Genomic DNA, 19,881 nt, shown 5'->3' on the forward strand with positions numbered 1-19,881 from the left:
ATTCTAACCGATGCGGGCGTCGACGTAGCGCGTCGGATCGGCCACGCCGGCTTCGGCGAAGCCCTGCGCTCGCAAACGACAAGCGTCGCAACGGCCGCAGGCGCGGCCGTCGGCGTCGGCCTGGTAGCAGCTCACGGTCTGGGCGAAGTCCACGCCCAGGCGCATGCCCTCGCGGGCGATGTCGGCCTTGGACATCCGCATCAGTGGTGCGTGCGCGCGGAAGCGGCTGCCTTCCACGCCGGCCTTGGTGGCGAGGTTCGCCAACGCCTCGAAGCCGGCGATGAACTCAGGGCGGCAGTCGGGATAGCCCGAGTAGTCCACCGCGTTGACGCCGCAGAACAGGTCGGTGCTGCCCAGCACCTCGGCCCAGCCCAGCGCCACCGACAGCATGATGGTGTTGCGCGCCGGCACGTAGGTGGACGGGATGCCTTCGCCGATGACGTGGCCGTCGGTGTCGGTCGGCACGTCAATGTCGTCGGTCAGCGCCGAACCGCCGATGCTGCGCAAGTCGACGTGCACGGTCTTGTGCGCGACCGCGCCCAGCGCCGTCGCCACCCGCGCGGCCGCGTCCAGCTCGGAGGTGTGGCGCTGGCCGTAGCGCACGCTCAGCGCATGCGCGGCGAAGCCCTGCTCGCGCGCGATGGCGAGCACGACGGCGGAATCCATGCCGCCCGACACGAGGACGACGGCGGGTTTGCGTGTATCGGTCATCGTCCCGGCTCCTCGCCCCACAGGATCTTGTGCAATTGCATCTGGAAGCGCACCGGCAGTTTTTCTTCGATGATCCAGTCCGCCAGCGCGCGCGCCTCCACCTGGCCGGCGCTGGGCGAGAACAGCACGTCGCAGACCTCGTGCAGGCGATGCTGCGCCAGTATTTGCTTGGCCCAGTCGAAGTCCTCGCGCGAGCAGATCACGAACTTGACCTGGTCGTGCGCGGTCAGCAGCGGCAGGTTGCTCCAGAGGTTGCGCGCTTCCTCGCCGGAGCCGGGCGTCTTGACGTCCAGCACGCGCGAGACGCGCGGGTCGACGCCGGCGATGTCGAGCGCGCCGGAGGTTTCCAGCGACACCGCGTAGCCGGCGTCGCACAGCTTTTCCAGCAATTGCAGGCAACGCTTCTGCGCCAGCGGCTCGCCGCCGGTCACGCAGACGTGGCGCGCGCCATGGCGGGCGACTTCGGTGAGGATCGCGTCGATCTCCCACCACTGCCCGCCGTAGAAGGAATAGGTGGTGTCGCAATAGGTGCAGCGCAGCGGGCAGCCTGTCAGGCGCACGAACACGGTGGGCCAGCCCGCGTCGCGGGCTTCGCCCTGCAGCGAGAAGAAGATTTCGGTGAGCTTGAGGCGCTCGGTCTGGCGGGCCGCCGATGCGGCGGCCGCATCGGCGACGTCGTTCATGCGGGCATTTTACCGGGTGGCCGCCATCTGCATCGAGCGCAGCCGGTCGTCGGCGATGCGGGCGACGTCGGTGCCCGGATAACGCTGGACCACCTGCCGCAGCGTCTCCGCGGCGGCATCGGTCTGGCGCTGGCCGTACTGGGCCAGGCCCAGCTTGAGCAGCGCGCCCGGGGCCTTGTCGTTGCCCGGATAGCGGTCCAGCAGGGCGCGGAACTGCTCGCCGGCGAGCGCGTAGTTCTGGGTGACGTAGTAGCTCTCGCCCAGCCAATACAGCGCGTTGGGCGCGAGCTGGCCGCCGGGGAAGGCGGCGAGGAAGTCGCGCAGACGGCGCGCGGATTCCGCGTAGTCGCCGCTCTTGAGCGCCTCGAAGGCGTAGCCGTAGGCGCCCTGCTCGTCCTTGCCCGCCATCGCCGAGGACGGCGCGGACGACGACGGGGCTGCGGGCAGCGTCACGTCCGGCGTGGCCGGCGCGACGGCCTGCGCAGGCGCCGCGGTGCCGCCGCCTTCCAGCCGGTCCAGCCGGCCGCTCAGATCCAGATACTGCGCGCGCTGGCTCTGCTTCGCCTGCTCGAGCTGCTGCTGCAGCTGTTCGAGCTGGCCGCGCAGCTCCTGCACTTCCGCGCGCAGCTGGCCGATCTGGTTGACCAGCTCGGTGCCGTTCTGGTCGCCGACGGGCCGCGCTTCGAGCGCGGCCACGCGGTCGGCCAGGCTGGCGCGCTGGGCCATGGCCAGCGGCGATGCCATCAGCATCGCCGCCGCCAGCAGGGAGATGCGCAGGCGCATCACTTGTCGGTGTAGACCAGTTCGACGCGGCGGTTCTTGGACCAGCAGTCTTCGCCGGACTCGTTGCAGACCGGGCGCTCCTCGCCGTAGCTGATCACGGTCAGCTGGCTGGCGCCGCCGCCGTTGGCCTGCAGCGCGGACGACACGGCGTTGCCGCGGCGCTCGCCCAAGCCCATGTTGTATTCGCGGCTGCCGCGCTCGTCGGCGTTGCCTTCCAGGCGCAGGCGCGCGCTCGGGCGGTCGCGCAGGTACTTGGCGTGGCAGGACATCGCGGCCTGGAACTCCGGCTTCAGCGCGTCCTGGTCGAGATCGAAGTACACCACGCGCTGGCGCAGGCAGGCGTCGCTGTCGAGATCGGCGGGGGTGTAGGCGCCCGGCGTGGTGCTGGTGACCGGCGCGGTGGTGGCGCCGCTGTTGTCGACCGGGGTTTCGGCCGGCGGGGTTTCCTTCACCTTCTTGGAGCAGCCCACCGCCACGGCGGAGGCCAGCACGGCGATGGTCAGGAATTGGGCGGCGCGTGGGAGCGAGACGGTCATCATGGAATCCTCGTCGAAGGGTCGATACAGCGGGAAGTTCGCGCCGGTCAGTCTAGCCGGTTCCGGCGTGAGCGAATTGTGATCAGCGCTTGCGGTACGGCGACCACGCCGGCTCGCGCACGTCGCCTTCGGCCAGCACCAGCCGCTGGCGCACACGGCCGTCGGCGGAAACGGCGTACAGCACGCCGCGGCGGCCTTCGCGCGCGGCGTACAGCAGCATCGCCCCGTTCGGCGCGAAGCTCGGCGACTCGTCCAGCGAGCCCGGCGAGAGCATGCTCCAGCGCGCGCCGCCGGTGCTGCGGTCCATCAGCGCGATGCGGTAGGTGTTGCCGGCACCCTGCGCGGTCGCCAGCTTCTTGCCGTCGAACGACAGCGACGGGCTGGCGTTGTAGCTGCCGTCGAAGCTGACCCGGCTGGCGCTGCCGCCGCTGGCCGGCATCTGGTAGATCTGCGGCCGGCCGCCGCGATCAGAGGTGAAGTAGATGCTGGCGCCGTCGTGGCTCCAGGTCGGCTCGGTGTCGATGCCGAAGTGGTTGGTGAGCTGGGTCAGGTGCTTGCTGCCCAGATCCATCACGTAGATGTCCGGATTGCCGCCCTTGGACAGGGTCAGCGCCAGCCGGCCGCCGTCCGGGGAGAAGCTGGGCGCGCCGTTGATGCCGCGGAAGCTGGTGAGCTTCTCGCGCCCGCCGCTGGCGATGTCCTGGATCCAGATGCCGGAGTTGCCGCCCTCGAAGCTGACGTAGGCCAGCTTGCGCCCGTCCGGGCTCCACGACGGCGACAGCAGCGGCTCGGTGGAATTGACCACGGTGCGCGGGTTGTAGCCGTCGGAATCGGCCACCACCAGCGCGTAGCGGGTGCCGCGGCCCAAGCCGCTGGAAGTGACGTAGGCGATGCGGGTCCAGAACGCGCCGGGCACGCCGAGGATCTTCTCGTACACCGCGTCGGCGATCTGGTGCGCCACGTCGCGCATCGCGCCGGCCGGCGCGGTCAGGGCGAAGCCGAGCAGGCGCTCCTGCTTGGCGACGTCGAACAGTTCGTACTCGGTGCGGTAGCCGTCGCCGCCGGCCACGCAGCGGCCGATCAGCAGGTAGTCCTGCTTGAGCATGCGCCAGGTCGGATAGGCGACCTCGCTGCCCTGGGTCGGGCGCTCGGGCAGGCCGGCCGGATCGGGGCTGCGGAACTGGCCGGAGCGGGTCAGGTCGGCGCGCACCACGCCGTCCACGTCGGTGTCGCCGCAGCTGCCGCCGAACGGCACCACCGCGATCGGCAGGGCCGCGGCGTTGCCGCCGACGATGTCGATTTCGAGACTGCCCCGCGACTGCGCCAGCGCCGCGCAGGCGGGCAGCAACAGCAGCGGGACGAGCAGGCGGCGGACGATGCGCTTCATGCGGCCTCTCTGAACGGGATCAAGATGAACAGGGTGGACGATACCGATGGCGGCAGGATGAACGCCAGCGGACTGGCGAGGAACGGCGCCGAACGCGCGAGGATCAGCGGTCTTCCGGCACGAAGTTGAGGTCGAGGTTGCGGTTGAACACCGTCTCGAACCCCGCGTAGGGCAGCGGCGAGGCCTTCAGCACCGCGCGCTCCACCGACTGCTTGCCGAGCGTGTCGTAGGGACAGGACGGCGAGATGGTCACGTCCACCACTTCGCCGCCGGGCAGCTGGCGGATCGAGATGCGGCAGCGCTGGCCCAGCGGCACCGTTTCCGGGCGCACCCACTGGCGCAGGATCGCCTGCTGGAGGGCGGCGGCGTACTTGGCCTGCAGGCCCGGATCGGTGCCGTGGTTGCCGGGCGGCGGCGGCGCGGTGGACGTGCCGGGCGTGCGCGCATCCGCCAGTTGCTGCGCCTTCTGCTCGGCCATCGTGCGTTCGCGCGCGGCCTGTTCGCGCAGTTTGCGAAGTTCGGCGATCTGCTGCTGCTTCTGGCGTTCCAGCTCGGCCTGCTTCTTGGCATCCAGCTCAGTCTGATCGGGCTGTTTGCGCTTCTGCTCCTGCTCGCGCGGCACCTTGGCGACCTGCGGCAACGGCGCGTCGCGCTGCACCTTCTCCTGCTCGACCGGCGCGGGCTCGGGCACCGGCGGCGGCAGTTCCTTCGGCTGCGGCGGGGGCGGCACTTCGTCAGGCACCGGCTCGGGAAGCGGTTCCGGCTTCGCCGGTTCGGGCGGCGGCGCGGGCTGTTCCCTGGGCTCGCGCCGCAGCGCGCGCTGCATCGACGCGCTGAGGTCCGACACCGCCACCAGGTCGGCCTCGATCGGATCGCCCTGCGCGGCTTCGACGATGTTGCGCTGCGACCAGAACAACCCGGCGAACATCAGCGCGAACAGCAGCACGTGCAGGGCCAGCGCCTGCAGCAAGGCCACCCACGTATCGGTGCGCGTCTGCTTCACCCGCGGCCCATCACTTCTTCGGTTCGCCCATCAGCCCGGCGCGCGACACCTTGGCGTCGCGCTGCAGCAGCGACAGCACCTCGTACACGGACTGGTAGCTGACGTCGCGGTCGCCGGCCACGTACACCGCCAGCTCCGGATCGGCTTCGACGAACGCGCGCACCTTGGCGACCAGCTGCTCCGCATCCACCGCCTGCGGGCGATCCACGCCTTCGTAGGTCAGCGCCAGCGCGCCGTCCTTGCCGACCTGCACCACCACCGGCTGCTTCTTCTTTTGCTCCAGCGACTTGGCGTCGGCCTGCGGCAGGTTCACGTCCACGCCGACGTTGAGCAGCGGCGCGGTCACCATGAAAATGATCAGCAGCACCAGCATCACGTCGATGTAGGGAACGACGTTGATCTCGGCCTTGAGCTTGCGCTTGCGGTGCCGGCGGCTTGCGGTTGCGAGTGCCATGCGCGCCTCAGTCGTCGCCGTGGGTCTGGCGCTGCAGGATCGAGGAGAACTCCTCGCTGAAGGTGTCGTAGCGCACCGCCATGCGCTCGGCGCGGGTGGCGAAGCGGTTGTACGCCCACACCGCCGGGATCGCCGCGAACAGGCCCATCGCGGTGGCGACCAGCGCCTCGGAGATGCCCGGCGCAACGGTGGCGATGGTCGCTTCCTTCATGCTCGCCAGGCCCTGGAACGAAATCATGATGCCCCAGACGGTGCCGAACAGGCCGACGTAGGGGCTGATCGAGCCGACGTTGGCGAGGAACTCCAGGTTGCGCTCCAGCCCGTCGAGCTCGCGCGAGGACGCGGCGCGCATGCCGCGCTGCGCGCCTTCCAGCTGCATGCGCGCATCGACGCCGCGGCGCTGGCGGATGCGGTTGAACTCGCGCATGCCGGCCTCGAAGATCGCCTCCAGCCCTTCCACGTTGCGGTGACGCTCGGTGGCGGACGCGTAGAGCTTGGTCAGCTCGGTGCCGGACCAGAAGCTTTCCTCGAAGCGGTCGGCCTCGCGCTCGGCGCGGTCCAGCACCCGCTTCTTGCGCAGGATGATCACCCACGAGGCCAGCGAGGCCAGCAGCAGCAGCGCCATCACCAGCTGCACCGGCAGGCTGGCGTGCAGCACCAGCTGCAGGATGTTGATGCCCTGGTCGCCGTGCACGGCGGCGGCCTTCGCGCCGGCGTCGGCCAGTTCCACGGTGCCGGCGGCGGCGGTGTCGGGCAGCGCCTGCGGCAGCGATTGCAGCATGGTCGAAACGGGCATCAAGGGGTCTCCAACAGGGGCTTGAGTTGCGACAGCAGGGAATCCGGCAGCGGACGCGGACGGAAGCTCGATGCGCGCAGCGCGGCGATCTTCACTTTCGCTTCGACCAGCAATGCGCCATCGCGTTCGATCCGCTGCGCCAGCACGAGGCTGGCACCCCGGCATTCCAGCAGGCGCACGCTGACCGAAAGCTGATCGTCCAGCCGGGCCGGGGCGCGGAAGTCCACGTCCATCGCCCGCACCACGAACACCAGGTCGTCGCGCTGGCGCATCGCGTCTTGGTGCAGGCCGATGCCGCGCAGCCATTCGCTGCGCGCGCGCTCCATGAAGGCGAGGTACTGCGCGTGGTACACGACGCCCCCGGCGTCGGTGTCTTCCCAGTAGACGCGGACCGGCCAGACGAACGCTTCAGCCATTGTCGGCCTCGAACAGTCCGGGCGTCGCCGCCTTCGGCTTGAAGCCGAGGTGGCGGTACGCCTTCGGCGTCGCCATGCGCCCGCGCGCGGTGCGCACCAGGAAGCCCTGCTGGATCAGGTAGGGCTCGATCACGTCTTCCAGCGTGCCGCGCTCCTCGCTCAATGCCGCCGCCAGCGATTCCACGCCGACCGGGCCGCCGTCGAAGGCGTCGATGATGATGCCGAGCATGCGCCGGTCGAGTTCGTCGAAGCCTTCGGGATCGACTTTCAGCATGTCCATCGCCGCACGCGCGGCGTCGGCGTCGATGCTGCCATTGCCCTTCACCTGCGCATAATCGCGCACGCGCCGCAGCAGGCGGTTGGCGATGCGCGGAGTGCCGCGCGAGCGCCGCGCCAGCTCGCCCGCGCCCTCGGCGTCGCAGGCGATGCCGAGGATCTGCGCGGAGCGGCGCACGATCCGGGTCAGTTCCTCCGGCGAATAGAACTCCAGCCGCTGCACGATGCCGAAGCGGTCGCGCAGCGGCGCGGTCAGCAGGCCGGCGCGCGTCGTCGCGCCGATCAAGGTGAACGGCGGCAGGTCGAGCTTGATCGAGCGCGCGGCCGGGCCCTCGCCGATCATGATGTCGATCTGGCAGTCCTCCATCGCCGGGTAGAGGATTTCCTCGACCACCGGCGACAGGCGATGGATCTCGTCGACGAACAGCACGTCGTGCGGCTGCAGGTTGGTCAGCAGCGCGGCGAGGTCGCCGGCCTTCTCGATCACCGGGCCGGAGGTGACGCGCAGATTGACGCCAAGCTCGTTGGCGATGACGTGCGACAGCGTGGTCTTGCCGAGCCCGGGCGGGCCGAAGATCAGCACGTGGTCGAGCGCCTCGCCGCGGCCTTTCGCCGCCTCGATGTAGATCTGCATCTGCTCGCGCACCGGCTGCTGGCCGAGGTACTCGTCCAGCCGCTTCGGGCGGATGCTGGCCTCCAGCGCCTCGTCTTCGCGGGTGGCGCCGGGGGCGATGATGCGGGGGTCGGTCATGCCCCGATTATCGCGGCTTTTGCCGCGGCCGTCGCGATGCGGCCCGGCCGGCATGCCCGCAGGCAGGCGCCATGCCGTTGTCCTCCCCCGACGCGGCGACTAAGCTGCCGGCATGATGCAGGCCGTGAAAACGCCCGCACCGCTCGCCGAGAGGCTGCCGCGACTTGCCCTGTTCACCCTGGCCGTCGCCGCCTGCGGGTGGTGGTCCATCCACATGGCGCTGGGGCCGTCGGGCTTTTCGATGCTGTGGATTCCCAGCGGCATCCTGTTCGGCGTCCTGCTGACCTCGCCGCGCGGCCACTGGCCCGCCTACCTCGTCTGCGCGCTGCTGGCGTTCCTGGCGTCGAACCTGCAGCGCAACGGCGCGGGCCTGCTGACCCTGGCGCTCAGCCTGTGCAACCTCTTCGACGCGTGGTTCGCGGCGCGGCTGGTCACGTCGCGGGTGGGCGATGTCGGCCAGCTGGCGAGCATCAACCGCACGCTGCGCGTCGGCGGCGTCGCCACCCTGCTCGCCTGCACGCTCTCCGCGCTGGCCGCCGCCACCGCGCGGCAGGCGTTGATGCCGCAGCAGCACGGCTTCGGCGTGCTGTTCGAGACCTGGCTGGCCTCGCACGCGCTGGGCATGGTGATCTTCGGGACGCTGACGGTGATCGCGCGGGTCGAAGGCCGCCGCATGCTGGGCCCGCCGGCGCGGCGGCTGGAGCTGGCGGCGACGGTGGCGCTGGTGGCGGCCAGCACCTGGCTGATCTTCGCCCAGTCGGCCCTGCCGGTCTCGTTCCTGCTGCTGCCGCCGCTGCTGCTCTGCGTGCTGCGGCACCGCTTCAGCGGCTTCGTGCCGGCGATGGCGCTGATCGCGCTGATCGCGGCGATGGCCACGGCGGCGGGCCACGGCCCGCTCGTGCTGGGCGCCGGCGCCGACGACGACGTGGCGCGCTCGCGCATGCTGCAGCTGTTCCTGCTGTGCTGTTGCTGGGTCGCGTTCCCGGTCGCCTCGGTGCTGACCGAACGCCGCGTGCTGACGCATCGGATGGCGCGCAGCGAGCAGCAGTACCGGATGCTGGCCGACTATTCCCGCGACCTGATCATCCGCATCGGACCGGAACGCAGCCTCGACTACATCTCGCCCTCCGTGACCGAACTGCTGGGCTGGACGCGCGAGGAATACGAACGCGCGCGCTGGGAGCTGATCCATCCGGAGGACGTGGCGATCCTGCAGAACACGATGTCGCCGCTGTACGAAAGCGGCGGCATGGCGAGCATCGTGTACCGCTGCCGGCACAAGCAGGGGCACTACATCTGGCTGGCGGCCAACGTGCGCAGCGCGCGCGACGGCAAGGGCCAGCCGGCGCTGGTGTATTCCGGCCGCGACGTGACCTCGCGCATCGAGGCCGAGCAGGCGCTGGAGCAGCAGGCCCGGCGCGATCCGCTCACCGGCCTGGCGAACCGGCTGCTGTTCGACGAGCGCCTAGCGCTGGCGCTGGCGCGCGGCTGGCGCAACCGCACCCGCGTCGGGCTGCTGTACATCGACGTGGACCATTTCAAGGCGATCAACGACACCCACGGACACGCCGCCGGCGACCACGCGCTGCGCGAATTCGCGCTGCGCCTGGGCGGCTGCATCCGCTCGGTGGACCTGGCGGTGCGGCTGGGCGGCGACGAGTTCGCGGTGCTGGTGGAGGACATCGCCACCCCGCAGAGCCCGCAGTTCGTCGCGGACAAGCTGGTCGCGGCGATGCGCGAGCCGATCCGGTTCGAGGGCATCCCGCTGCGCATCAGCGCCAGCATCGGCATCGGCATGAGCGGGCCGGGGCATTCGGACGCGGCGGCGCTGATGCGGCTCGCCGACGAGGCGCTCTACCAGGCCAAGGCCGCCGGCCGGAACACCTGGCGGCTGGCGGTCGCGCCGACCTGGCCGGAGCGCGCGTCCGCGTCCTGAACCCGGACGCGGCGCCGCGCGCGCCTCAGATCTCCACCTGCGCGCCCAGCTCGACCAGCCGGTTGCCGGGAATCCGGAAGAACGTGGTCGCCGGCGCGGCGTTGCGGTGCATGAAGGCGAACAGCTTGTCGCGCCAGATCGGCATGCCGCGGTGGCGGCTGGCGACGATGCTCTCGCGGCTGACGAAGTAGGTGGTGTCCATCGGGTTGAACACCAGGTCGCACTGGTCGCAGCTGCGCATCAGCGCCACCGGCACGTCCGGCGTTTCCATGAAGCCGTAGCGGATGATCACCCGGTGGAAGTCGTCGCCGGCGATCGGCGAGATCTTCATCCGCTTCTCGCGCGGCGCGTACGGCACGCCCAGCGTCTCCACGGTCAGGAACACGTTGCGCTCGTGCAGCACCTTGTTGTGCTTGAGGTTGTGCAGCAGCGCATGCGGCACCACGTCGGGGCTGGCGGTCAGGAACACCGCCGTGCCCGGCACCCGCACCGGCGGCGCCAGCATCAGGCCGGGCAGGAAGGTGTCGAGCTGGATGCCTTCCTTGCGCACCTCGGCGGTGAGCAGCTCGCGGCCGCGGCGCCAGGTGCGCAGCACGGTGAACACCAGCAGGCCCAGCGCGATCGGGAACCACGCGCCGTGGAAGAACTTGGCGCCGTTGGCGACCAGGAAGCCGAGGTCGATCACCAGCACCACCGCGCACACCGGCAGCACCCACCAGCGCGCGCGCGTCCAGGTGGACTTGGCCAGCAAGGCCAGCAGCAGGGTGTCGATCAGCATCGTGCCGGACACCGACACGCCGTAGGCCGAGGCCAGGTTGGTGGAGCTGCGGAACGCCAGCACCAGCGCGATCACGGTGAGCATCATCAGCCAGTTGATGCCGGGCACGTAGATCTGGCCGATGGTGTCCTTCGAGGTGTGCCGCACCAGCATGCGCGGGATGTAGCCCAGCTGCATCGCCTGCCGCGACACCGAGAACGCGCCGGTGATGACCGCCTGCGAGGCGATGATCGCGGCCATCGTGGCCAGCGCGATCATCGGCCACTGCGCCCAGTCCGGCACGCCGACGTAGAACGGGTTCTTGACCGCGTCCGGGTTCTCCAGCACCAACGCGCCCTGCCCCAGGTAGTTCAGCATCAGCGCCGGCAGCACCAGGAAATACCAGGCGTAGCGGATCGGCCTGGCGCCGAAGTGGCCCATGTCGGCGTACAGCGCCTCGCCGCCGGTCACCGCCAGCACCACCGCGCCGAGGATGAAGATGCCGTGCCAGCCGTGGGCCATGAAGAACTTCACGCCCCACCACGGGTTGAGCGCCTGCACCACTTCCGGGTTGTGGCGGATGTTGAGGACGCCGAGCGCGGCGATCGACAGGAACCACACCAGCGTGATCGGCCCGAACACCCGCCCGACCTTCTCGGTGCCGAAGCGTTGCGTCGAGAACAGCACCAGCATGATCACCACCGCCAGCGGCACGATCCAGTCGTGCAATTGCGGCGCGGCGACCTCGATGCCTTCCAGCGCGCCCAGCACCGACACCGGCGGCGTGATCACGCTGTCGCCGAAGAACAGCGAGGCGCCGAAGATGCCGAGGATGCCGACCGCGTACGCGCCGCGCCCGCCCTTGGGCAAGGTGCGCTGGGCCAGCGTCATCAGCGCCATGATGCCGCCCTCGCCCTCGTTGTCGGCGCGCATGATGATGGCGACGTACTTCAGCGTCACCATGACCATCAGCGCCCAGAAGATCAGCGACAGCAGGCCGAGCACTTCCGCGGGATCGCGCGCGTCCAGCCCGTAGTGCGGGATGAAGGCTTCCTTGATCGTGTACAGCGGGCTGGTGCCGATGTCGCCGAACACGACGCCGATCGCGCCGACGACCAGCCCGGTCAGGCCGACCTGGCCGTGCCCGCGGCTGCGCCGGCCCGCCGGCTTGTGGTTTGCGTTCGCCATGATGGGTTCGACCGTGTGTCCTTGCCGGCCCGGCTCAGCGGAGCGCGGACTGTAGCGCTTTTCGGATGATGGTTTCGGCGGCGTCGCCGTCGCCCGCGGCCTTCTTCGCCATGCGTTCGGCTTCGGCCGGCTTGTAGCCCAGCGCCTGCAGCGCGGTGATGGCCTCGGACAGCGGATCGCCCGGCAGGCCGGCGCTGGCCGCGACCGGGCCGCCGGCCAGGTCGGCCGCGCGGTCGCGCAGTTCGACGACCATGCGCTCGGCGGTCTTCTTGCCGATGCCGGGGATGCGGGTCAGCGCGGTGACGTCGGCGGTCTGCACCAGCCGCGCGAACTCGTCCACCGACACGCCGGACAGCACCGCCAGCGCGATCTTCGCGCCGATCCCGCTGACCTTCTGCACGTCGCGGAACAGCCGCCGCTCGGCCTCGCGCAGGAAGCCGTACAGCGAGACGCTGTCCTCCTTCTGCGCGTAGTGGGTGAACAGGAATACCTCGCGGCCCACGTCCGGCAGGTCGTAGAAGGTGCTCATCGGCGCCTCCAGCTCGTAGCCGACGCCGTGCACGTCGATGACGAGCCACGGCGGCGCCTTGTGGATGAGGATGCCCTTGAGACGACCGATCATGGCTGCACTCCGGCGCCGGCGCCGAGGAACAGCACCGCGATATACATGAGCCCGCCCAGCAGGACCAGCAGCAGGGCGAACAGGAACAGGAACATCCCGAAGGCGGCCTTCGACGCATCCTTCCGGAATACCTGCGAATGCGAGAACCGCAGGCCGAGCGTGGAGACGATCACACCGGTCCGCGCATAGGCCGCGAGCACGCCGATGGCCGACAAACACCACGCCGCCCACAGCGCGAGCAGCAGCGTCCGCTCCAGGCCGGCCGGGCCATCGAGGAAGAAGCACGCCAGCGCCGCGACCACGAACGCGGCCATGCTCACCGCGGCAAGCATCCCGGCGTTGCGTTGCAGATGCGCCGCGGGCTCGTCCATCCGCGCGCTCATCGCCGCCCCCTGCCCTTGCGGCCCCACGCCTCGCGCGCGGCCACGCCCAGGCGGTTGGCGCTGGCGCGCACGTGCGCATGGGTGATCGCCACCGCCAGCGCGTCGGCGGCGTCGGCCTGCAGCTTGCCGGTCAGGCCCAGCATCGCGCCGACCATGTGCTGCACCTGCGCCTTGTCGGCGCCGCCGCTGCCGACCAGCGCCAGCTTGATTTCCTTCGCCGCGTATTCGCTCACCGGCAGGTCGCGCGCCACGCAGGCGGCCACCGCCGCGCCGCGCGCCTGGCCCAGCTTGAGCGCGCTCATCGCGTTGTTGGACAGGAACACCTGCTCCACCGCCACTTCGTCCGGCGCGTACTGTTCGATCAGCGCCCACAGCCCGTCCAGCAGCTTGCGCAGGCGCAGCGGAAAGGTCTCCGCATCCAGCAGCACCAGCGGCTGGTGATGCACGTGCGTCACCCTGCCGTCGCCGGCGATGTCGATGATGCCGACGCCGGTGCGCTGCGAGCCGGGATCGATGCCCAGCACGCGGACGGAGGCCGGGCGCTGGAGCGTGGAAGGTGACGCGGGAAGCATGGCGGGATGGCCGACGGGCGGCGTCGAGGCTCAGCCCAGGCCCGCGGCGTTGGAATAGACGTTCTGCACGTCGTCCATGTCTTCCAGCCAGCGCAGCAGCTTCTGCACCTGCTCGGCGGTCTCGCCGTCGACCGGCGAATCGTTGTCCGCGCGCATCGTCACTTCGGCAAAGCCGGGCGCCAGGCCCGCCGCCTCCATCGCCGCCTTCACCTCGGCGAAGGCGTCGGGCGAGGTCAGCACGTCGATGGCGCCGTCTTCCGGATACACCACCACGTCGTCCGCGCCGGCCTCGATGGCGGCCTCGGTGATCCTGTCCTCGTCGGCGCCGGCGTCGTAGCTCAGCACGCCCAGCTTCTTGAACATGAAGGCCACCGAGCCTTCGGTGCCGAGGTTGCCGCCGAACTTGCCGAAGGCGTGGCGCACGTCGGCCACGGTACGCACGCGGTTGTCGGTCAGGCAGTCGACGATCACCGCCACGCCGCCCGCGCCGTAGCCCTCGTAGCGGATCTCCTCGTATGTGACGCCTTCCAGCTCGCCGGTGGCCTTCTTGATGGCGCGCTCGATGACGTCCTTGGTCATGTTCGCGGCCAGGCCCTTGTCGATCGCCACGCGCAGGCGCGGATTGCTGTGCGGGTCGCCACCGCCGGCGCGCGCCGCCACCGAGATCTCGCGGATCACCTTGGTGAAGATCTTGCCGCGCTGCGCGTCCTGCGCGTTCTTGCGGGCTTCGATGGAGGGGCCACGTCCCATGACAATATCCGGCCGGAAATGCGAAGCGGCGGATTATACGGCGGCCGGTTCGACTGCGCGCTCGAATCGCCGGCCCCGGCGTACCATGCGGCGGACCCCGCTTCCGGACCCGCCATGCGCCTTGCTTCCCGATCCGCCCCGACGGCGCTGCGCGCGCTCCTGCTGCTGGTCTGCCTGGCCGTTGGCGCCGCGGCCTGCGCCGGCACCGCGCCCACGCCGGCAGCCGCGGACGACGGCCCCTACGTGTTCCGGGCGGAAGGGAGCAAGCTGGACGCCGTCTGGATCTGCGACGGCAAGCTGGTGCGCACGACCCGGCCCGCGCGCGACGGCGCCACGATCAAGCCGCGCTGCGGCTATCCGCATCCGCTGGTCATCCCGGCCGCGATCGAACCGGGCGAGGCGCCGCTGGCGCCGGGCGCGCGGATCGTCGCGCTGTCCGACATCCACGGCCAGTACGGGCTGCTGGTGCGGCTGCTGCGCGCCCATCACGTCATCGACGGCCGCGACCGCTGGGCGCTGGGTCGCGACCATCTGGTCGTCGCCGGCGATGTGTTCGACCGCGGCCCCGGCGTCACCGAGGCGCTGTGGCTGCTGTTCCAGTTGCAGCAGCAGGCGCGCGCGGCCGGCGGCGCGGTGCATTTCCTGCTGGGCAACCACGAGACGATGGCGCTGTACGGCAGCCTGCGCTACGTCAATCCGAAATACGTCGCCACCGCCGAACGGCTGGGCCGCTCCTACGCCGACCTGTTCGGCCCGGACTCGGTGCTGGGCGGCTGGCTGCGCACGCGGCCGGTGCTGCTGAAGCTGGGCGACACGCTGTTCCTGCACGGCGGGGTTTCGCCGGAGAACCTCGACCTGGTCGCCGCGATGGACGCCACCAACGCCGGCTACCAGCGCACCCTCGGCATGCCCCGCGAACAGGTGAAGGCCGACCCGGCCATCGCCCGCCTGTACGACTCCAAGGCGAGCCCAGTCTGGTACCGCGGCTATTTCAACGGGCAGTTGGACACGCCGGGCGTGCGGGCGCTGGTGGCGAAGCTGGGCGTCGCGCGGATCGTCGTCGGCCACACCACCATCGGCGAGGTCGCCAGCTTCCACGACGGCAAGATCATCGCCATCGACAGCGGCATCAAGCGCGGCAAGTCCGGGCAACTGCTGTTCATCGACGGCGACACGCTCAGCCGCGGCCTGCTGGACGGCAGCCGCGAACCGCTGCCGGCGCTGCTGGATGTGCCCGACGATCCGGAGTGATTCGGCGTGATGTGACGTGAACATGCGTGAGCTTGCGCCCGCATCGGCCGACATGGCCGGTCCCGTCCTCCCCTTCCCGTTGCATGCTGCTATAACGCCTTCACGGTGCCATTCGGGCCGCCCGTGACCGATCCGGGCATCCCAGGGACAGGGGGAGAAGGAGGGATGCAGGAGTACCGGCACATTTTCGACGCCGCGCCGGACGGCATGCTGGTCGTCGACCACGACGGCCTGATCGTCCAGGCCAACGCCGCCGCGCTGGCGCTGTTCGGCTACGGCGCCGACGAGCTGATCGGCAAGCAGGTCGATCTGCTGGTGCCGCGCCGCTTCGGCGCGCACGCCGGCCACCGCGACCGCTACGTCGCCGCGCCGCGCACCCGCGAGATGGGCGGCGGCCTGAGCCTGTTCGGCCAGCGCAAGGACGGCGGCGAATTCCCGGTGGACGTGATGCTCAGCCCGCTGGAACAGGGTGAGCGCGTGCTGTGCGTGGTCCGCGACATCTCCGAGCGCAAGCGCATCCACGACGAGCGCGCGCGGCTGGCGGCGATCATCGAATCGGCCACCGACGCGATCATCGGCAAGGATCTGGACGGCACCATCCAGGTCTGGAATCCGTCGGCCGAACTGCTGTTCGGCTACACCGCAGCGGAAGCCATCGGCCGCAACATCGCGATGCTGATCCCCGAGGACCTGGTGGAAGAGGAAGCGCGGATCATGCTGCGCATCCGCGCCGGCGAGCGCGTCGAATCCTACGAGTCGGTGCGCCGGCGCAAGGACGGTTCGCTGGTCGAAGTGGGCCTGACCGTCTCGCCGGTGCGCGACGCCAACGGCGAGGTGGTGTCGGCCTCGAAGATCGTCAACGACCTGAGCCACCGCCGGCGCATGGAGCGGCAGTTCCGCCAGCTGCTGGAATCGGCGCCGGACGCGATGGTCATCGCCGATGCGAGCGGCGTCATCCAGCTCGCCAATTCGCAGGCCGAGCGGATGTTCGGCTACGCCGCGGCGGAGCTGATCGGCCAGCCGGTGGAGCTGCTGATGCCGCAGCGCTTCCGCGGCCGCCATCCGGGCCACCGCAAGGACTACGCCAGCGCGCCGCGTGTGCGGCCGATGGGCAGCGGGCTGGAGCTGTTCGGGCAGCGCAAGGACGGCAGCGAGTTCCCCATTGAGCTGTCGCTCTCGCCGCTGGAAACCGACAGCGGCATGCTGGTGTCCAGCGCGATCCGCGACATCAGCGAGCGCAAGCGCGCGGAGAAGCTGACCCTCGATTCGCTGCACGAGAAGGAGATGCTGCTGAAGGAAGTGCACCACCGGGTGAAGAACAACCTCGCGGTGATCGCCAGCCTGTTCTACCTGCAGCAGCGCGACCTGAGCGACCCGGACATGATCCGGGTGATGCAGGAAAGCCAGGACCGCGTGCGCTCGATGGCGATGGTGCACGAGAGCCTGTACAACTCCGATTCGATGGCCGAGGTCGATTTCGCCGACTACGCCGACAACCTCGCGCGCCAGCTGATCGACAGCTACAGCCGCGACGACCACATCCGCCTGACCACCACGCTCGAACCGGTGAGCATGAGCATCAACACCGCCGTGCCGTGCGGGCTGATCCTCAACGAGATCGTCGCCAACGCGGTCAAGCACGCCTTCCCGGACGGCCGCGCCGGCAGCATCCACCTGTCGCTGTCGCAGCCCGATCCGCGCACCTGCGTGCTGGAGGTGCGCGACGACGGCACCGGCCTGCCGGACGGCTTCGACCCCGCCGGCGGGCACTCGCTCGGCCTGCACCTGATCCGCTCGCTGACGCGGCAGGTGGACGGCGCCTACGAGTTCCTGCCCGCTTCGCCCGGCACGCTGGCGCGGCTGACCCTCCACGTCCCGCCGAGGAAACCAGCGACTGGATGAACGCGAACGCCGACCCCCACTGGAAGATCTTGGTCGTCGAGGACGAGGCGCTGCTGGCCGAGGAGGTCCGCGACCGCCTGCAATGCCTCGGCCACGAGGTCGTCGGCGTCGCCGACAACGGCGCCGACGCGATCGACATCGCGCGGCGCACGCGGCCCGACCTGATCCTGATGGACATCCGCATCAAGGGCGACCTCAACGGCATCGAGACCGCCGACCTGATCCACGGCGAACTCGGCGTGCCGGTGGTGTTCTCGACCGCGCATTCCGACCGCGACACCTTGCAGCAGGCGCAGATCGCCGGCCAGTTCGGCTACCTCATCAAGCCCTGGCGCGAGCAGGACCTGGTGATGGCGATCCGGCTGGCGATGCACCGCCACCAGACCGAGACCGCCGCGCGCCGCCACCGCGACAGCAGCCTGCACAGCCTGCTCGAAACCGGCATCCACCCGGTCATCCTGTGCAACGCGCAGGGACGGATCTGCGCCGTCAACAGCAGCGCCGAATCGGTGTTCGGCTATCCGCGCGAGATGCTGGCCGGGCAGCCGTTCGAACTGCTGCTGAGCGAGCAGGAGCGCGGCGCGTGGCACGTGCTGCGCGAGCAGGCGTTCGCCCGCCACGCCGCGCACGCCACGGACGACATGCCCACCTTCAGCGCGCAGCGCCGCGACGGCCAGGCGTTCCCGGCGAAGGTCTCGCCGACCTACATCGAGACCAGCGCCGGGCCGTCGCTGTGCCTGATCGTGCGCGACCTCAGCGACGCGCACACGCCGTTCGATCCGGTCACCGGGCTGCCCAACCGCGAGAAATTCCGCGACTCGCTGGTCGCCGCACTACAGCCGCCGGGCGGCCGGCTCGCCCTGCTGCTGCTCGACCTCGATCACTTCAAGGAGATCAACGACACGCTCGGCCACGAGACCGGCGACCGCCTGCTGGCCCACACCGCCGAACGGGTGCGCGAATTCGCAGGCCCGCACGGCGCGCTGGCGCGGCTGGGCGGCGACGAATTCGCGCTGATCCTGCCCGGGCTGGACGGCCTGCACGCCGCCGAGCGCACCGCGCAGCGGCTAGTGGAGAAGCTGAGCGTGCCGTTCGACATCGACGGCAAGCCGCTCTACCTCACCGCCAGCGCCGGCATCGCCACCTGCCCCGACGACGCGCTCACCGCCCCCGACCTGCTGAAGTACGCGGAGCAGGCGATGTACGCCGCCAAGTCCGGCGGGCGCAACCGCGTGGTCCGCTTCTCGCCGGAGATGCAGGACGGCGCGCAGAAGCGCCGCGCGCTGAGCGATGACCTGCACGGCGCGCTGCAGCGCGGCGAGTTCTCGCTGCACTACCAGCCGATCATCGATTTCGCCGACGGCCGCGCGACCAAGGCCGAGGCGCTGCTGCGCTGGCGGCACCCGCAGCGCGGCGCAATCCCGCCGCTGGACTTCATCCCGCTGCTGGAGGAAACCGGCCTGATCCACGAAGTCGGCGAATGGGTCTTCGACGAAGCCGCCGCGCAGGCCGAACGCCTCGCGCGGCGGCTCGGCCGCACCGTCCAGATCAGCGTCAACATGAGCGCCGTGCAGTTCGCCGCGCACGGCGCCGGCGCGATCGACTGGGGCGCGAAGCTGGCCGCTTTGCCGCCGCCGGACGGCCGCCTCGGCATCGAGATCACCGAGAGCGTGCTGATCGAGGATCAGCAGCGGGTGAAGGACTGCCTGCTCGACTTCCGCCGCCACGGCATCGCCGTGTCCATCGACGACTTCGGCACCGGCTTCTCGTCGCTGTCCTACCTCAAAACCTTCAGCATCGACTTCCTGAAGATCGACGCGTCCTTCACCCGCGGCGTCGCCAACGACGAGAACGACCACGCGCTGACCGAGGCGATCATCGTGATGGCGCACAAGCTCGGCTTCCGCACCGTCGCCGAAGGCGTCGAAACCGCCCAGCAGGCGGACATCCTCCAGCGCATGGGCTGCGACTTCGCGCAGGGCTACCTGTTCTCGCGCCCGCTGCCGGCGGACGAATTCGAGGCATACCTGCTGGCCAGCGACGGATAGCGGCGCGGCGCTCAGGCCGGGCGAGCGAAGCGTCCCTCGCGCAGGAAGTGCGCCGCCTGCGCCGCCGCTTCCGCCGAGAACACCAGGCCGGTATGGCTGCAATGCACGACGCAATGGTCGGCGAGGCCCGGCAGGCGGGTTTCCGCCACCGCCACGGTGCCGTCGGAGGCGTCGTCGAAGCGGGCGAACAACTGCCCCATGCCCTGCGCCACGTCGCCCGCGACCACGCCCAGCGCCGCCGTTCCGTCCCAATGCACCAGTCCGGCCTGCAACAGCGCGGCGCTGCGTCCCAGCAGCGGCCGCGTCCATCCGCGCGCGGCCAGATGGCGCGCGATCCGGCTGCCGCGCAGCGGCGAGCCCAGGCAGACCGCCCGCGACACCGCCGCATCCGGCGCCCGCCGCAGCGCTTCCAGCGCGATCAATCCGCCCAGGCTGTGCCCGATCACGCCATGGACCGGCGCGGCCCGCAGGCGCTCGACCAGCGCCGGAATTGCCCGCTCCGGGCCGCCGAACACGCTGGCATAGCCGAACGGCTCCGGCTCGAAGCCCTCGCTCCGCAGCCGCGCGGCCAGTGGCCGCAGCCACCAGCGGGCGTTGTGCAGGCCGTGGACGAGGAGCAGGCGGCGGGTCATGGGCGGGCGATCGGCGGGGCGGTTCCAGGAAACCTATGGCCGCC

The 19,881-nt window shown here is 70.4% G+C and carries 21 protein-coding genes; 5 read left to right on the forward strand and 16 right to left on the reverse strand.

From position 1 onward, the window contains the following. Nucleotides 1–3: 3 nt before the first annotated feature. Nucleotides 4–711, reverse strand: a complete 708-nt coding sequence (gene queC / locus H9L17_RS05535; protein WP_187571343.1) for a 7-cyano-7-deazaguanine synthase QueC — start codon at nt 709–711, stop codon at nt 4–6. Beyond that, nucleotides 708–1,394: a 7-carboxy-7-deazaguanine synthase QueE gene (gene queE, locus H9L17_RS05540; protein ID WP_187571344.1), complete on the reverse strand. Its 687-nt coding sequence runs from the start codon at nt 1,392–1,394 to the stop codon at nt 708–710. The genes queC and queE overlap by 4 nt, the downstream gene beginning before the upstream one ends. Between queE and H9L17_RS16310 the strand changes: the two genes are divergently transcribed. Then, nucleotides 1,324–1,476 (forward strand): hypothetical protein, encoded by a 153-nt coding sequence (locus H9L17_RS16310; RefSeq protein ID WP_425507417.1) that lies wholly within the window; start codon nt 1,324–1,326, stop codon nt 1,474–1,476. The genes queE and H9L17_RS16310 overlap by 71 nt on opposite strands. Here H9L17_RS16310 and ybgF read toward each other — a convergent pair. The 8 genes from ybgF to ruvB all read right to left on the reverse strand — a co-directional run bounded on the left by ybgF (nt 1,404) and on the right by ruvB (nt 7,796). Then, complete coding sequence (ybgF, locus tag H9L17_RS05545) at nt 1,404–2,177, reverse strand: tol-pal system protein YbgF (protein WP_187571345.1); 774 nt, start codon at nt 2,175–2,177, stop codon at nt 1,404–1,406. The two genes, H9L17_RS16310 and ybgF, sit on opposite strands and share 73 nt — an antisense overlap. Beyond that, complete coding sequence (pal, locus tag H9L17_RS05550; protein ID WP_425507397.1) at nt 2,177–2,716, reverse strand: peptidoglycan-associated lipoprotein Pal; 540 nt, start codon at nt 2,714–2,716, stop codon at nt 2,177–2,179. The genes ybgF and pal overlap by 1 nt, the downstream gene beginning before the upstream one ends. 79 nt (nt 2,717–2,795) lie before the next feature. Then, nucleotides 2,796–4,100 carry a Tol-Pal system beta propeller repeat protein TolB gene (gene tolB, locus H9L17_RS05555; protein WP_187571347.1) on the reverse strand — a complete coding sequence of 435 codons (1,305 nt, stop codon included), beginning with the start codon at nt 4,098–4,100 and terminating at the stop codon, nt 2,796–2,798. Nucleotides 4,101–4,203: 103 nt separating this feature from the next. Further along, nucleotides 4,204–5,103: a cell envelope integrity TolA family protein gene (locus H9L17_RS05560; RefSeq protein ID WP_425507398.1), complete on the reverse strand. Its 900-nt coding sequence runs from the start codon at nt 5,101–5,103 to the stop codon at nt 4,204–4,206. 10 nt (nt 5,104–5,113) lie between these two features. Then, nucleotides 5,114–5,557, reverse strand: coding sequence for a protein TolR (tolR, locus tag H9L17_RS05565; RefSeq protein ID WP_187571348.1), 444 nt, complete (start codon nt 5,555–5,557; stop codon nt 5,114–5,116). Between the two features lie 7 nt (nt 5,558–5,564). Continuing rightward, nucleotides 5,565–6,353 (reverse strand): protein TolQ, encoded by a 789-nt coding sequence (gene tolQ / locus H9L17_RS05570; RefSeq protein WP_425507399.1) that lies wholly within the window; start codon nt 6,351–6,353, stop codon nt 5,565–5,567. Further along, a complete protein-coding gene (gene ybgC, locus H9L17_RS05575; protein WP_187571349.1) occupies nt 6,353–6,769 on the reverse strand; it encodes a tol-pal system-associated acyl-CoA thioesterase in 417 nt (138 codons plus the stop codon). Before ybgC ends, tolQ begins: the two co-directional genes overlap by 1 nt. Next, nucleotides 6,762–7,796 (reverse strand): Holliday junction branch migration DNA helicase RuvB, encoded by a 1,035-nt coding sequence (gene ruvB / locus H9L17_RS05580; protein ID WP_187571350.1) that lies wholly within the window; start codon nt 7,794–7,796, stop codon nt 6,762–6,764. The genes ybgC and ruvB overlap by 8 nt, the downstream gene beginning before the upstream one ends. Before the next feature lie 112 nt (nt 7,797–7,908). On the opposite strand from ruvB, the gene H9L17_RS05585 reads away from it, so the two are divergent. Continuing rightward, a complete protein-coding gene (locus H9L17_RS05585; RefSeq protein ID WP_187571351.1) occupies nt 7,909–9,732 on the forward strand; it encodes a diguanylate cyclase domain-containing protein in 1,824 nt (607 codons plus the stop codon). A 25-nt stretch (nt 9,733–9,757) separates the two neighbouring features. Here H9L17_RS05585 and H9L17_RS05590 read toward each other — a convergent pair whose 3' ends face one another. The 5 genes from H9L17_RS05590 to H9L17_RS05610 are packed head-to-tail and all read right to left on the reverse strand — an operon-like array spanning nt 9,758 to nt 14,004. Further along, nucleotides 9,758–11,677 (reverse strand): potassium transporter Kup, encoded by a 1,920-nt coding sequence (locus H9L17_RS05590; RefSeq protein ID WP_187571352.1) that lies wholly within the window; start codon nt 11,675–11,677, stop codon nt 9,758–9,760. A 34-nt stretch (nt 11,678–11,711) separates the two neighbouring features. After that, a complete protein-coding gene (gene ruvA / locus H9L17_RS05595; RefSeq protein WP_187571353.1) occupies nt 11,712–12,299 on the reverse strand; it encodes a Holliday junction branch migration protein RuvA in 588 nt (195 codons plus the stop codon). Continuing rightward, complete coding sequence (locus tag H9L17_RS05600; RefSeq protein ID WP_187571354.1) at nt 12,296–12,682, reverse strand: hypothetical protein; 387 nt, start codon at nt 12,680–12,682, stop codon at nt 12,296–12,298. The genes ruvA and H9L17_RS05600 overlap by 4 nt, the downstream gene beginning before the upstream one ends. After that, nucleotides 12,679–13,254: a crossover junction endodeoxyribonuclease RuvC gene (gene ruvC / locus H9L17_RS05605; protein WP_187571355.1), complete on the reverse strand. Its 576-nt coding sequence runs from the start codon at nt 13,252–13,254 to the stop codon at nt 12,679–12,681. Before ruvC ends, H9L17_RS05600 begins: the two co-directional genes overlap by 4 nt. Before the next feature lie 30 nt (nt 13,255–13,284). After that, a complete protein-coding gene (locus H9L17_RS05610) occupies nt 13,285–14,004 on the reverse strand; it encodes a YebC/PmpR family DNA-binding transcriptional regulator (protein ID WP_187571356.1) in 720 nt (239 codons plus the stop codon). A gap of 114 nt (nt 14,005–14,118) precedes the next feature. Between H9L17_RS05610 and H9L17_RS05615 the strand changes: the two genes are divergently transcribed. From H9L17_RS05615 to H9L17_RS05625, 3 genes are all read left to right on the forward strand, one after another. After that, nucleotides 14,119–15,255: a metallophosphoesterase gene (locus H9L17_RS05615; protein WP_187571357.1), complete on the forward strand. Its 1,137-nt coding sequence runs from the start codon at nt 14,119–14,121 to the stop codon at nt 15,253–15,255. A 165-nt stretch (nt 15,256–15,420) separates the two neighbouring features. Beyond that, nucleotides 15,421–17,157: a PAS domain S-box protein gene (locus H9L17_RS05620; RefSeq protein WP_187571358.1), complete on the forward strand. Its 1,737-nt coding sequence runs from the start codon at nt 15,421–15,423 to the stop codon at nt 17,155–17,157. After that, nucleotides 17,154–19,205 (forward strand): putative bifunctional diguanylate cyclase/phosphodiesterase, encoded by a 2,052-nt coding sequence (locus H9L17_RS05625; protein WP_187571359.1) that lies wholly within the window; start codon nt 17,154–17,156, stop codon nt 19,203–19,205. The genes H9L17_RS05620 and H9L17_RS05625 overlap by 4 nt, the downstream gene beginning before the upstream one ends. A gap of 11 nt (nt 19,206–19,216) precedes the next feature. Here the strand turns inward: H9L17_RS05625 and H9L17_RS05630 are convergent, their stop codons facing one another. Beyond that, nucleotides 19,217–19,837, reverse strand: coding sequence for an esterase/lipase family protein (locus tag H9L17_RS05630; RefSeq protein ID WP_187571360.1), 621 nt, complete (start codon nt 19,835–19,837; stop codon nt 19,217–19,219). Between the last annotated feature and the right edge of the window lie 44 nt (nt 19,838–19,881).

The sequence above is a fragment of the Thermomonas brevis genome (assembly GCF_014395425.1).
GTDB classification, from domain to species: domain Bacteria; phylum Pseudomonadota; class Gammaproteobacteria; order Xanthomonadales; family Xanthomonadaceae; genus Thermomonas; species Thermomonas brevis.